Origin of the sequence: Microbacterium halotolerans (assembly GCF_003569805.1) — a bacterium.
GTDB classification, from domain to species: domain Bacteria; phylum Actinomycetota; class Actinomycetes; order Actinomycetales; family Microbacteriaceae; genus Microbacterium; species Microbacterium halotolerans.
This window is the reverse complement of sequence record NZ_KZ984052.1, coordinates 477,537-489,512: the sequence shown is the minus strand read 5'-3', so window position 1 is coordinate 489,512 and position 11,976 is coordinate 477,537. Positions and strand designations below refer to the sequence as shown.

The 11,976-nt window shown below is 67.7% G+C and carries 13 protein-coding genes and 1 pseudogene; 10 read left to right on the top strand and 4 right to left on the bottom strand.

The window, feature by feature from the left end:
* Nucleotides 1-34: 34 nt before the first annotated feature.
* From DZG09_RS11605 to DZG09_RS11595, 3 genes are all read left to right on the top strand, one after another.
* A complete protein-coding gene (locus tag DZG09_RS11605; RefSeq protein WP_119698013.1) occupies nucleotides 35-1,381 on the top strand; it encodes an MFS transporter in 1,347 nt (448 codons plus the stop codon).
* A 255-nt stretch (nucleotides 1,382-1,636) separates the two neighbouring features.
* Nucleotides 1,637-2,980 (top strand): NADP-specific glutamate dehydrogenase, encoded by a 1,344-nt coding sequence (gdhA, locus tag DZG09_RS11600; protein ID WP_119697867.1) that lies wholly within the window; start codon nucleotides 1,637-1,639, stop codon nucleotides 2,978-2,980.
* Between the two features lie 123 nt (nucleotides 2,981-3,103).
* Nucleotides 3,104-4,138 carry an LLM class flavin-dependent oxidoreductase gene (locus tag DZG09_RS11595; RefSeq protein WP_119697866.1) on the top strand — a complete coding sequence of 345 codons (1,035 nt, stop codon included), beginning with the start codon at nucleotides 3,104-3,106 and terminating at the stop codon, nucleotides 4,136-4,138.
* Between the two features lie 96 nt (nucleotides 4,139-4,234).
* On the opposite strand, the gene DZG09_RS11590 is transcribed toward DZG09_RS11595, so the two are convergent.
* Nucleotides 4,235-4,663: a VOC family protein gene (locus DZG09_RS11590; protein WP_119697865.1), complete on the bottom strand. Its 429-nt coding sequence runs from the start codon at nucleotides 4,661-4,663 to the stop codon at nucleotides 4,235-4,237.
* An 86-nt stretch (nucleotides 4,664-4,749) separates the two neighbouring features.
* Here DZG09_RS11590 and DZG09_RS11585 point away from each other — a divergent pair, with 86 nt between their 5' ends.
* Both DZG09_RS11585 and DZG09_RS16905 read left to right on the top strand, forming a co-directional pair.
* Nucleotides 4,750-5,340 carry a TetR/AcrR family transcriptional regulator gene (locus DZG09_RS11585; RefSeq protein ID WP_119697864.1) on the top strand — a complete coding sequence of 197 codons (591 nt, stop codon included), beginning with the start codon at nucleotides 4,750-4,752 and terminating at the stop codon, nucleotides 5,338-5,340.
* A 23-nt stretch (nucleotides 5,341-5,363) separates the two neighbouring features.
* Nucleotides 5,364-5,474, top strand: a pseudogene (locus tag DZG09_RS16905) (LLM class flavin-dependent oxidoreductase); the annotation flags it as partial.
* A gap of 78 nt (nucleotides 5,475-5,552) precedes the next feature.
* Here DZG09_RS16905 and DZG09_RS11575 read toward each other — a convergent pair.
* Both DZG09_RS11575 and DZG09_RS11570 read right to left on the bottom strand, forming a co-directional pair.
* Nucleotides 5,553-6,026, bottom strand: coding sequence for an ASCH domain-containing protein (locus DZG09_RS11575; protein ID WP_119697863.1), 474 nt, complete (start codon nucleotides 6,024-6,026; stop codon nucleotides 5,553-5,555).
* The gene (locus DZG09_RS11570; RefSeq protein WP_119697862.1) at nucleotides 6,023-6,853 is read right to left on the bottom strand and encodes an MOSC domain-containing protein; all 831 of its coding nucleotides are present in this window, start codon (nucleotides 6,851-6,853) and stop codon (nucleotides 6,023-6,025) included. Before DZG09_RS11570 ends, DZG09_RS11575 begins: the two co-directional genes overlap by 4 nt.
* 157 nt (nucleotides 6,854-7,010) lie before the next feature.
* On the opposite strand from DZG09_RS11570, the gene DZG09_RS11565 reads away from it, so the two are divergent.
* On the top strand, nucleotides 7,011-7,763 hold the full coding sequence (locus tag DZG09_RS11565; RefSeq protein WP_119697861.1) for an SGNH/GDSL hydrolase family protein: 753 nt from the start codon (nucleotides 7,011-7,013) through the stop codon (nucleotides 7,761-7,763).
* A gap of 17 nt (nucleotides 7,764-7,780) precedes the next feature.
* On the opposite strand, the gene DZG09_RS11560 is transcribed toward DZG09_RS11565, so the two are convergent.
* Nucleotides 7,781-9,277 (bottom strand): deoxyguanosinetriphosphate triphosphohydrolase family protein, encoded by a 1,497-nt coding sequence (locus tag DZG09_RS11560; RefSeq protein ID WP_119697860.1) that lies wholly within the window; start codon nucleotides 9,275-9,277, stop codon nucleotides 7,781-7,783.
* A gap of 47 nt (nucleotides 9,278-9,324) precedes the next feature.
* Here DZG09_RS11560 and DZG09_RS11555 point away from each other — a divergent pair, with 47 nt between their 5' ends.
* From DZG09_RS11555 to DZG09_RS11540, 4 genes are all read left to right on the top strand, one after another.
* On the top strand, nucleotides 9,325-10,071 hold the full coding sequence (locus DZG09_RS11555; protein WP_205529153.1) for a formylglycine-generating enzyme family protein: 747 nt from the start codon (nucleotides 9,325-9,327) through the stop codon (nucleotides 10,069-10,071).
* Between the two features lie 40 nt (nucleotides 10,072-10,111).
* The gene (gene hxlB, locus DZG09_RS11550) at nucleotides 10,112-10,690 is read left to right on the top strand and encodes a 6-phospho-3-hexuloisomerase (RefSeq protein ID WP_205529152.1); all 579 of its coding nucleotides are present in this window, start codon (nucleotides 10,112-10,114) and stop codon (nucleotides 10,688-10,690) included.
* A 60-nt stretch (nucleotides 10,691-10,750) separates the two neighbouring features.
* Complete coding sequence (locus DZG09_RS11545; RefSeq protein ID WP_119697859.1) at nucleotides 10,751-11,353, top strand: DnaJ family domain-containing protein; 603 nt, start codon at nucleotides 10,751-10,753, stop codon at nucleotides 11,351-11,353.
* A 112-nt stretch (nucleotides 11,354-11,465) separates the two neighbouring features.
* The gene (locus DZG09_RS11540) at nucleotides 11,466-11,927 is read left to right on the top strand and encodes a DUF3817 domain-containing protein (RefSeq protein ID WP_119697858.1); all 462 of its coding nucleotides are present in this window, start codon (nucleotides 11,466-11,468) and stop codon (nucleotides 11,925-11,927) included.
* The last annotated feature ends 49 nt before the right edge of the window (nucleotides 11,928-11,976 follow it).

Sequence of the window (11,976 nt, the reverse complement as noted above, 5' to 3'; positions counted from 1 at the left end):
CTTAGAAGCGATCAGTCCGAATAGAGTGGTCACCATGACCATTTCTGCACGCCTGGATGATCTCCCGCTGTCGTGTCGACACGGGCGCGTGATCGGCGGCTCCGGAATCGGCTGGGCCCTCGACGCGATGGACGTTGGGCTGATCTCGTTCATCATCGCCGCGCTCGCCAGCGAATGGGCGCTGGACGACACCACGCAGAGCCTGATCGCGTCGGTGGGGTTCGTGGGGATGGCTGTCGGCGCCAGTGTGGGCGGGCTCGTCGCCGACAGGCTGGGCAGGCGTCAGGTGTTCGCGATCACACTGCTCGTGTACGGCGTCGCGACCGGTGCCAGCGCGCTCGTCGGGGGAGTGGGCATGCTGCTCGTGCTCCGTTTCATCGTGGGCCTCGGTCTCGGGTCCGAGCTGCCCGTCGCATCGACATATGTCAGCGAGTTCGCCCCTGCGCGCATCCGCGGCAGGCTCGTGGTGATCCTGGAGGCGTTCTGGGCGGTCGGATGGACCGCCTCTGCGGTGATCGGCTATTTCGTCGTGCCGCTCGAGAACGGCTGGCGCTGGGCCTTCGCGATCGGCGCGGTTCCCGCGCTCTACGCCCTGGCCGTCCGGTGGGGCCTTCCTGAGTCGCCTCGATGGCTCGCATCGAAGGGGCGGCTGGCGGAGGCCGACCGCATCGTACGGCAGTTCGAAGGAGACCGCGCCCGCCCCTTGCAGCAGGTGTCCGATGTGCAGCCGTCCGGTCGCCGCGTCGGGGTGGCCGACCTGTTCCGCGGAGGACTCGCACGTCGCACGGCGGCGCTGTGGGCGGTGTGGGCGTTCGTGAACTTCTCCTACTACGGGGCGTTCATCTGGATCCCGTCGATCCTCGTGTCGCAGGGCTTCGACCTGGTGCGTTCCTTCGGGTACACCCTGATCATCACCCTCGCGCAGCTGCCGGGGTACGCGATGGCCGCGTGGCTGATCGAGGTGTGGGGCCGACGGGCGACCCTGTCGGTGTTCCTGGTGGGATCGGCGATCTCGGCGATGCTGTTCGGCACGGCAGGCGAGGTGTGGCAGATCCTGCTGTACGGCTGCCTGCTCTCCTTCTTCAACCTCGGGGCATGGGGTGCGCTGTACGCGGTCAGCCCCGAGCTGTACCCCACGCTCGTCCGCGCCACGGGTGCGGGCGCCGCGGCCACCGTGGGGCGGATCGCGTCGATCGTCGCGCCGCTGTTCACACCGTGGGCGCTGAGCCTGGGCGGTGCGCCATTGGTGTTCACGGTGTTCGCGATCTGCTTCGCCGCCGCGGCCGCCAGCGCGTGGGGGCTGAGTGACCTGAAGGGGCGTTCACTGTCGGACGAGCCTGCCGCGACCGGCACGGGCGGGCCGGTGCGGCCCCCGCGCTAGCGGGCCGAGGGCGCGGTCTTCTGCAGGGGCCGCGATGCCATAGAGTGGGCGTCGATGGTGCCTTGGCCGCGGTCCGGGGCCTCGTTCCGCTGGGCGACAGCGGTGCACCATCCGACGGCTGGGGTGCGTCGACACACGATGTCGGTCTCCTGACGTCCCCGCGCACATCACGCCGACACACCCCGATCGGCGCAGAGCACCACGGTGCCCGTAGCGGAGGGATCAGCCGCTGACTGACATCCAGAAAGGACCCCTATGCTCGACCCTGCCCTTCAGAAGACCCTCGATGCGGTCTTGGCCCGCAATCCCGGCGAACCGGAGTTTCATCAGGCGGTTCGCGAGGTCTTCGACTCGCTCGCCGTCGTGCAGCAGCGTCACCCCGAGTACAACGACCAGGGCATCCTGACGCGCCTGTGCGAGCCGGAGCGGCAGATCATCTTCCGTGTGCCGTGGGTCGATGACAAGGGCAATGTGCAGGTGAACCGCGGGTTCCGCGTCGAGTACAACTCGGCGCTGGGTCCGTACAAGGGCGGGCTCCGCTTCCACCGCTCGGTGAACCTCGGCATCGTGAAGTTCCTCGGCTTCGAGCAGATCTTCAAGAACTCGCTCACCGGCCTGCCCATCGGCGGCGGCAAGGGCGGCAGCGACTTCGACCCGCACGGCAAGTCGGACGGCGAGGTGATGCGCTTCTGCCAGTCGTTCATGAGTGAGCTGCACCGGCACATCGGCGAGTACACGGACGTGCCGGCAGGCGACATCGGCGTCGGCGCACGTGAGATCGGCTACCTCTTCGGACAGTACAAGCGTCTGACGAACAGGTACGAGGGCGGAGTCCTCACCGGCAAGGGCCTCGACTGGGGCGGCTCGCTGGTCAGGAAGGAAGCCACCGGATACGGCGCGACGATCTTCGCGGAGGAGATGCTGAAGGTGCGCGGTACTTCCTTCGACGGGCGTCGTGTCGGCGTCTCGGGTTCCGGCAACGTCGCCATCTATGCGATCGAGAAGGTCCAGCAGCTGGGCGGCGTCGTCGTCACAGCTTCCGACTCATCCGGCTACATCGTCGACGAGGACGGCGTCGACCTCGAACTGCTCAAGCAGATCAAGGAGATCGAGCGCGGCCGGATCGCCGACTACGTCGATCGTCGCGGCGGTCGCTCGCGCTTCGTCACCGATGGCAGCATCTGGGAGGTTCCCGTCGATGTCGCCCTGCCATGCGCGACGCAGAACGAACTGCACCAGAAGGACGCGAAGCGCCTCGTCGAGAACGGTGTGATCGCCGTCTCCGAGGGCGCGAACATGCCGTCGACGCCGGAAGCCGTCGAGGTGTTCCAGGATGCGGGCGTCGCATTCGGCCCGGGCAAGGCGGCCAATGCCGGCGGCGTGGCCACCAGCGCGCTGGAGATGCAGCAGAACGCTTCTCGTGACTCGTGGACCTTCGAGTACACCGAGGGGCGTCTCACCGACATCATGCGTTCCATCCACCAGAACACGCTCGAGACGGCCGAGGAGTTCGGCAAGCCGGGCGACTACGTCGTCGGCGCCAACGTCGCGGGCTTCCGCAAGGTCGCAGACGCGATGCTCGCCTTCGGCGTCATCTGAACCGGCCCTTTCGCAGCCCCCCGACATCGTCACGGTGCCGGGGGCTGCGTGTTTCTGCGGGGCTCGACGCGCCGCGACGGCGCGTCTGGGAATTGATCGAGATATATAGCGTTGAATAGAACTATGAACGCTTCGCGAAAGAACATCGGCTTCCTCTCGTTCGGCCACTGGACGCCGCATCCGCAGTCGCACACGCAGAGTGCGAGCGATGTGCTGCACCAGTCGATCGATCTGGCCCAGGCCGCGGAAGATGTGGGCGCGGACGGCGCGTACTTCCGGGTGCACCACTTCGCCAGACAGCTCGCCTCGCCGTTTCCACTGCTGGCCGCTGCCGGCGCGAAGACGTCGAAGATCGAGCTCGGCACGGGCGTGATCGACCTGCGCTACGAGAACCCGATGTACTTCGTCGAGGACGCAGGTGCCGCAGATCTCATCTCGGATGGTCGGCTGCAGCTCGGAGTCTCGCGCGGGTCACCGGAGCAGGTCGTCGACGGCTGGCGGCACTTCGGCTACCAGGCGGGAGAGGACGACCCGTCCGGTGCGGAGGCGGCGCGCGAGAAGATGCGGATCATCCTGCGGCTGCTCGAGGGCGAGGGATTCGCGCAGCCCAGCCCGCGCCCGATGTTTCCGAACCCGCCGGGTCTGCTGCGTCTCGAGCCGCACAGCGATGGGCTGCGACAGCGGATGTGGTGGGGTGCTGGTTCGAACGCGACCGCGGTGTGGGCGGCGCAGCAGGGCATGAATCTGATGAGCTCGACGCTCAAGGATGACGAGACGGGCGAGCCGTTCCACGTGCAGCAGGCCAAGCAGATCCGTGCGTTCCGAGAGGAATGGGCCAAGCACGACCACGGCTTCGAGCCGCGCGTGTCGGTATCGCGCTCGATCTTCGCGATCGTCTCGGACGAGGATCGGCGCTACTTCCTCGCCTCGGGCGACGGAGAGGACACCTTCGGGCTCATCGACAACACACGGTCCGTCTTCGGCCGCTCCTACGCCGCAGAGCCGGATGTGCTCATCGACGAACTGCGTCACGACGAGGCGATCGCCGAGGCCGACACGCTGCTGCTGACCGTGCCGAATCAGCTCGGCGTCGCCTACAACGCCCACGTCCTCGACTCGATCCTCACTCACGTCGCCCCGGGCCTCGGCTGGCGCTGACCCAGAGGGAGGGACGTGCGTCGCGATCGTATCGGCGCGTATTCACGTGCCTTCCTCCCGTGGCCTATGCGCCACCTGCGGAAGATGCGCGCCGGGCTATTGAGCGACGGCATCGGCCTCCGGCACGAACTGCGCTGCAAACTCCTCGTCGGGTTCGATCGGAGTGATGACATCGATGAGCACTCCGTCCGGGCCCTGCACGATGAAGTGACGCTGTCCGAAGGGTTCCGAGCGCAGGGGAAGCACTGCGTCCAGTGCGCCTGTCTCGACTAGGCGAAGATACTCGGCGTCGACATCCGCCACTTCGATGTTGAGGAGAACGCCGCCTGCGGCGGAGCCCCGGATCGCTTGCGGCACAGTGTCGTGTGCGCAGTCGAGAATGGCGAGTTCCCAGCTGTCGCGTCGCAGGCTCGCATACCAATCGGCTTCGAAGACGACTTGGAACCCGAAGTGCTCTCGATAGAACGCCGCGGTGTGGGCGACGCGATCGGTCATAAGGACCGGGTAGATGCTCGATACTGTCATCTCTCTCCCTCTGTTAGATACAGTGTGTATGTATCCACATACCTACACTGTGTATGAATAGGTGTCAAGGAACGAGAGGTGCCTCGATGGGCAGGGCGACGAAGGCTGAAAGCGACGCAACACGCCGCCGGATCCTCGACTGCGCGAGAGAGATGCTCGCCGAGCGCGGCTATCCCGACGTCGGACTCGATGAGATCGCGATGGGAGCGGGCGTGACACGAGGGGCTGTCTACCATCACTTCGGCAACCGCAGGGGAGTGTTCGACGCTGTGCACGCATGGGCGCAGGACGAGGTCGCTCGCGCGATCGTGCTGGCGACGCAAGGCATCAGCGATCCCTGGCAGGCCCTGAAGATCGGGTGTCGCGCATTTATGGATACCTCTGTGCGCGAGGACGTCCGGCGTATCCTCCTGGTCGACGCTCCAGCCGTCGTGGGCTGGGGCGCGTGGCGGGATCTCGACGCTCAGGGCTCCGCGCGTCTGCTGGGAGACGCGCTCGCGGATCTCGACGACGTCGGTGCCCTTCAGATCGACTCCATCGGCGCGTGCCACGCGCTCCTCAGCGGCGCGATGAACGAGGCGGCGCTTCGCGCGGCCTCGTTGGAGCCTGCGGAGCGGGGGGTTGCGGAGGCCTGGCCCACACTGGAACGGATGCTGGACGCGATCCGGGTCCGGTAGCGCCGAAGGGCGATGGCGTTCATGAGGCCGACACGCTGCTGCTGACCGTGCCGAATCAGCTCGGCGTCGCCTACAACGCCCACGTCCTCGACTCGATCCTCGCCCACGTCGCGCCCGGTCTCGGCTGGCGCTGACCCGCGAGCGTACCCCTCAGCACCGAGTGGGCCGCGGCCCACTCGGTGACACAACCGGCACGCTCGCGGTAAAGGTGGTTACGTGTCGGCCCACAGCAGTTCGAAGCGCTCGCAGATCACGGGCATGTCCGGCGCGAAGCCGCGGCCGCTTTCTCCGTAGGTGCGCCAGAAGTGCTCGTGGATCTCGCGCCATGCCGTCAGCGTTCTGTCGCCTTCGCCCTCGGCGTGCGCGTGCTCCGCGTCGACCTGGTCGAACGGAACGATCCGGATGCTCGTGGTGCGGATCAGCGCACGCGGCAGCTCCGATCCATCCAGGATGATGCTGAGGTCGCCGGCTTCGGGCACGCGCTCACCGGTCGCCTCGTGGTCCCAGAGTGCCGCTGCCGTACCGGTCTTCGTACCGTCGAGGACGAGGGCGAGCAGCTGATCAGCGTGTTCGGGCGTGGCACCGAACGCCCACGCTTCCGCAGGCTCCAGCGGCAGATCATCGACGTGCAGTCGTGCTGCCACCCAGAAGTCGTTGATCGCCTGGGTTTGCGCCGTGATGCTCATGCCTCGAGTCTATGGCCCGGTTCTTCCGTGCCCCAGTCCGGCACGACCTCATCGCCGAGGCGGATCACAGCTCCGCCTTCTGGGAGCGGCTCATCCGGGAGCAGCAGTACCCCCATCGTGGGGTCAGGCTGACCATTGAGCCGGGGAAGCGCGCCGAGTACGTCGGCGTCGCGAACGCCGGTGTCCGGGTTGGCGTGCGTTGCGAGGCAGCGGCCGATCGGCTGCTGCACGTGGAATGCCGTTCCTGATATGCGCACGCGTCCCCGCCAGGTGAGCTCCTGCCAGGCGTCGACGCCGTCGATGACCACGTTGGAGCGGAACCGACGCTCGTCGCCCGCATCGCCCAGCTCGCGCTGGCTCGCCCTCGCGTGCAATGACACGAATCCGCGCGGCCGGTCCTGGAACCGCGCCGTCTCTCCGTCTCCGACGAGAGCTAGCGGCAGAACGCCGCTGCGGCGCAGCCGCTTCGCGTCAGGAGCGGTGAGCAGGTATTCGGTGACGGCCGAGACGATCTCCGCGCGGCCCGCATCGTCGAGCCCCGCGTCGACGAGCACCGTGCCGTCCGTCTCGATGCGCAGCCGCCGTTCGCGGTCGTCGAAGCTGGTGCGCAGCCTCGCGAGCGACGGGAACGTCATCAGTGCGAGCCCTTTGCTCTTGGGCCAGTGCTCCCTGCCGTCGTGCGTCTCCGGATGGAGCGCCTGAGCGAATCGGAACGCGAGCACCCGGTCGCCGACCACTCGGCCGTCGGACTGCACGCGCAGCTCGGCCTGGAGCTCCGGCGTGAATCCCTTCACGGGGTAGCGGTACAGCGCGGCTACACGCGGCATCGTCCGCTCCCAGAGTCGTGACGGTCCTGTCGGCGGACGGGAAGAACGACGGAAGAACTCACATCCGCCATCGTACGATGGCTGGCGTGACGGGCCCACCGGAACGACGGGTGTCCGCACGGTTCAGGCACAGCCGCTCTGTTCGTAGGATGGCGGAGTGACGAACGTTCGGTTTGCAGCCATCGGTGACAGCTTCACGGAAGGTGTGGGGGATGAGCGACCGGATGGCACGCCGCGCGGGTGGGCGGATCTCGTCGCACAGGGTTGGGCGGCCGAGCTCGGCGAACCCATCGAGTACGCGAACTTCGCGATCCGGGGCAGGCTCGCATGGCCCGTCGTCGACGAGCAGCTGGAGCGGGCTCTGGCGTTGAGGCCCACGCACCTCTCGTTCAACGGCGGCGGCAACGACATGCTGCGTCCCGGGACGAAGATCGAGCACATCGTCGACGCGTTCGTGAAGGTCGTGCTGCGCTGTCGACAGGAGGGCGTGACTCCCGTGCTGCTGGCCGGTGCCGATCCCTCGGACGGACTCCCGCTGTCGCGGGTTATCCGTCGCCGCGGCGACGCTCTGACGGCCGCAGCCACTGCTCGACTGCGAACCGACGACGACATCGTGTGGGCGATCAACTGGACGGACGAACGCCTGCGCGACCCGTCCTTCTGGGCACCCGACCGGCTGCACATGAACTTCCGCGGTCATCACCGGGTCGCCGCACGCGTGCTCGAATCACTGGGCATGCACCCCGACGCGTCCTGGTGGGAACTTCCGGACGTCGCGCAGGCGCACCTGGGTACGCGCGAGTACTACCGTGCGCACGTCGCGCCGTGGGTGAAACGGCGCGTCACCGGTCGCTCGTCCGGAGACGGACGGGAGCCGAAGCACGCAGACTGGGTGCCGGTCGGCCCCTGAAGCATCGGAGCGACGGCTCACAGCCCTTGGCCGGCGTCCCAGAGCCGCTCGGTCCGACCTGCCAGCAGCGCGTCGAGCGAGGTCGCCTGTGCGTCGGTGAGTGAGGCGACGTAGTCGATGATGCCGCGGCCCCTGGCACGCCGATCGAGGTCGGCACCTGCCCGAAGCTGAACCAGCCCCGGTGCGTCGCGGGCCAGCCGACGGTAGTCGTCCGTGGCGAGGTCGACGAGATCGATCAGCCGACGGGGTGCCCTGCGCGCGTCGCGCGGGTCGTCGAGCCACGCGGCGAATCCGTCGACGAGTCGCTCGAGCACGCTCGCCTGGCCGCGCTGGTAGACCGCGAGGTCGGGACGCTCCAGGATGAAGCGCTGATGCAGGAACTTCAGCACGGCGACCTCGTGCCACGCCCGGCGGTTGAGGCTGATGTGACCGGAGCGGATATCCGGGTGCCTGTGCACCTCGATCGACGACTGCAGCCTGGCGATCCACCCCGTCGTGAACCTGGCCAGCGACCTCTCGCTCGCCAGGGACCCATCGAACGGCTCGGCGACGAGACCGTCGATCACCTCGGTCGAGACCTTCGCCACGGCCTCGGCGAAGGCATCCGGATCGGCGATCCATGCGTCCTTGCGCCGCAGCTGCCGCCACAGCAGCTCAAGGGAGTGCCCCGGCGTTCGCGTATCGGCGGAGAGGGCGGCCTCATCGAGAGAACGCAGCCGCACCAGCTCGCGGTGCCAGGTGCGGAACTCGGCGGAGAGCGTTGCGGGGTTCAGGAGCCCTGCGCGATAGAAGTCGTCGAGATCGTGCAGCGAGTACGCGATGTCGTCGGAGATGTCCATGATGGAGCATTCGACCGTCTGCTGGCCGGGCTCGATCAGCGGGTAGGCGGCGAGTGCCTGACGGACATCCGGCTCGTCGATCGCGTAGTGGTTGAACTTGCTGCTGCCGCCGCGTCGATCGCCGCCCTGCCCTCGCCGCCACGGGTACTTCAGCACGGCTGCGCGGACGGCGGCCGTGAGGTTGAGCCCTACACCCGGACGATCGTGCTCATCGAGGCGAGTGATGATGCGGTACGTCTGTGCGTTGCCCTCGAAGCCCTCGGTGAGGCCGAACCGTGTGCGGGCGAGTCGATCGAGTGTCTGCTCGCCGAGATGGCCGAACGGCGGGTGGCCGAGATCGTGGGCCGCGGCCGCCGCCTGCACGACGACAGCGTGGGCGCCGCCGAGTTCGGCGACGATGCGACCTTGCTCGTCGCTGCGAGTGAACAGGTGCGTGGCGATCGCTCGGGCGACGGCGGCGACCTTCACGGAGTGGGTCAGTCTGTTGTGCACCGCGAGGCCTGCGCCGGCTTGGGAGATCACCTGGGTGACGGCGGACAGGCGCGAATAGAACGGCGAGAATCGGATCCGTTCGACGTCCACGCGGAACTGCGGATGCCCTTCCGCACTCTGGAACTCGTTCAGCGTCTCCGGCAGCCTGCGCGCTTCACGAGGATCGGTCGTCGTCTCCGGCATGGCTTCAGTGTTGCACGAGGCGCGACGGCCTGCGGGACACTGGTGGGATGACGCCCGACATCGATATGGCACAGATTCCTGCCGGCACGGTGACGCTGCACGACGCGCGGAGGAAGACGCACCGCGCGGTCGAGCTCGAGCCGTTCACCATCGGAGTGTTCCCGGTGACCGAGGAGCTCATGGCTGATCTCCTCGGCGTTCCGAGCGAGCATCCGCGGCGGCCTGCGGTCGACGTCAGCTGGCAGCGTGCCATTCGGTTCTGCAACGCGCTCTCGGAATGGGAGGGTCTCGACCCCGCCTATCGTGTCGACGCCGAGGCGGTCGCGTGGGATGTGGACTCGGACGGGTACCGGCTGCCGACAGAGGCGGAGTGGGAGTATGCGTGCCGCGCCGGCTCGACGAAGCCGCAGTACGGGCCGCTCGATGAGATCGCGTGGACGGCAGCGGACCAGGTATCGCACCCTCAGGACGTCGGGGGGAAGCTGCCCAATCTGTTCGGCCTGTTCGACACGCTCGGCAACGCGTGGGAGTGGTGCTGGGACCTCCTCGATCCCGCCAGGTACGGCGACTATCGGGTGTTCCGCGGCGGCGGTTTCGATGACGCCGCATGGAGCGTGCGGGCCGCCACCAGGCGGGGAGGCGGGCCTCGTATGCATCATGACGACGTCGGCATGCGGGTTGCACGGGGCGGCTTCGACGGCAGGGGCGAGGCGCAGGGGTGGTCGGCGTCAGCGGACGAGGAGAACGCGCTGCTCGACGGTGCGGTGCCGTTCGGGTGGACACCGCTGCGATAGAGCGCAGCCGAACTGTCGCAGAATCGGGCACGATGGGGGAGTGAGCACTGATGACGACACACTTTCCTCCGCACTTCGGCTCCTTGCGAACGAGCTCGCACAGCTCATCGAACGCGTTGCGTGCGCTGGCGGTGCGAGCGATGTCGGAATCGTCACCGCCGTGCACAATGCGAACCGCATCTTCGTATTGGGCGCCGGCCGTTCCGGCCTGGCACTGCGTATGACGGCGATGCGCCTCATGCATCTCGGCATGACAGTGCATGTTGCGGGAGAGACGACTGCACCGGCCATAGCGGAGGGCGATCTGCTGCTCACCGCAAGCGGCTCAGGCACTACGGCCGGCGTCGTGCGCGCAGCGACGACGGCGAAGAGCGTCGGCGCGGACGTCGTGGCGATGTCGACGGCTTCTGAGTCGCCTCTGGCGGAGATCGCCGATCATCTTCTCCTGATTCCGGCAGCAGCGAAGCTCGACCGTTCGAACGAAGCATCGGCACAGTACGCCGGGTCGCTCTTCGAGCAGGCGGTCGTCCTGGTGGGCGATGCACTCTTCCACGCACTGTGGCAGCGCGACGGCAGCAGTGCCGACGATCTATGGCCGAGGCACGCCAATCTGGAATGAGGACGCGATACTCGTCGCAATGTCGTCGGTCGGGCGTATTCTGGCGGCGGAGGTGGCGACATGTCTGATCCGAGAGCCGATGCAGCGAGGTATCGCGCCGAACAGGACATGAGCGAAGAGGAGCGTGGTGCGGAGGGCGAACGCGCCATCGCCGCAGCGCCGCGATGGGTCACGCAGGAGCAGCGCTGGGCAGCCGTCGAGACGGCGATCCAGCTGGCGATCCGCCGGGGCGAGTTCGATGACCTGCCTGGTGCGGGCAAGCCGATCGAGGGACTCGACGGATCGAGCGACCCTGACTGGTGGATCCGGCGGAAGATCGCGAATGAGGGGCTGAGCGGAATCGCGCCCCCTGCGATCCAGCTGCGCAATGAGCACCACGCCATGGACGCGACCCTCGACCAGTTCTCGCGGGAGTCGGATGTGCGGGCGCATCTCGACGACTTCAACTCCCGGGTACGCCACGCGCGGCTTCAGCTCGAGGGAGGGCCGCCCGTCGTGACGCCGACCCACGACGTCGAGGCCGACGTGGCCGCGTGGCGGGAACGACGGGCGCAGCGCTCTGTCGGCGCTGTCGAAGAGCGCGGCACGAGCGTCGACAGCGCGGACACGACGACGCCGGCGACCCGCCCCGGATGGTGGCGGCGCTTCAGACGCGGGGCGTGACCCCGAGTCGCCTCCATACGGAGACCGTGACGGCTGAGGGGGAGCTTCACCTCCGTGGCGTGGGGCCGGAGATGTGTCGCTTAGGCTGGCGGGAGCCGACCCGAGGAGTGCCGTGTTCCGAACCCCCGCTCGCCTGTACCGACTCCTCGCGGTAGCCGAGGCCATCACCTGGACGATCCTGATCGCCGCGCTCATCGCCCGTGCTGTCGGGGCCCCTGGCATCGTGGTGACCATCGGCGGTGGCATCCACGGGTTCGTGTTCCTCGCGTACGGCGCGACGGCGATCCTCGTGGGGTTCAACCAGCGGTGGTCGATCGGCGTCGGTGTGCTGGCGGTCGTCAGTGCGATCATTCCGTACGCGACGATCCCGATGGAGATATGGCTGCACCGCACAAGCCGGCTCACCGGCGACTGGCGCCTCGAGAAGAGCGATCACCCGCAGGATCGCACGTGGTACGACCGCACCATGCGGTGGTTCCTTCGCCATGCGTGGGTCCTCGTGGCACTCATCGCGGTCGCCGTTGTGGCGCTCTATGTCATCCTGCTCGTGCTCGGCCCGCCCGGAGGGAGATGACCGGCGGAGCATACCGCCGCGAGGTGCCCGACGCCGCCGGATGATCCGC

Coding starts and splice junctions, on each gene's coding strand:
- DZG09_RS11555 (WP_205529153.1), top strand. CDS start 9,325: ATGACGCCCGACATCGATATGGCACAGATTCCTGCCGGCACGGTGACG.
- DZG09_RS11560 (WP_119697860.1), bottom strand. CDS start 9,277: ATGCCGGAGACGACGACCGATCCTCGTGAAGCGCGCAGGCTGCCGGAG.
- DZG09_RS11605 (WP_119698013.1), top strand. CDS start 35: ATGACCATTTCTGCACGCCTGGATGATCTCCCGCTGTCGTGTCGACAC.
- gdhA (WP_119697867.1), top strand. CDS start 1,637: ATGCTCGACCCTGCCCTTCAGAAGACCCTCGATGCGGTCTTGGCCCGC.
- DZG09_RS11585 (WP_119697864.1), top strand. CDS start 4,750: ATGGGCAGGGCGACGAAGGCTGAAAGCGACGCAACACGCCGCCGGATC.
- DZG09_RS11590 (WP_119697865.1), bottom strand. CDS start 4,663: ATGACAGTATCGAGCATCTACCCGGTCCTTATGACCGATCGCGTCGCC.
- DZG09_RS11570 (WP_119697862.1), bottom strand. CDS start 6,853: ATGCCGCGTGTAGCCGCGCTGTACCGCTACCCCGTGAAGGGATTCACG.
- DZG09_RS11575 (WP_119697863.1), bottom strand. CDS start 6,026: ATGAGCATCACGGCGCAAACCCAGGCGATCAACGACTTCTGGGTGGCA.
- DZG09_RS11545 (WP_119697859.1), top strand. CDS start 10,751: ATGTCTGATCCGAGAGCCGATGCAGCGAGGTATCGCGCCGAACAGGAC.
- DZG09_RS11595 (WP_119697866.1), top strand. CDS start 3,104: ATGAACGCTTCGCGAAAGAACATCGGCTTCCTCTCGTTCGGCCACTGG.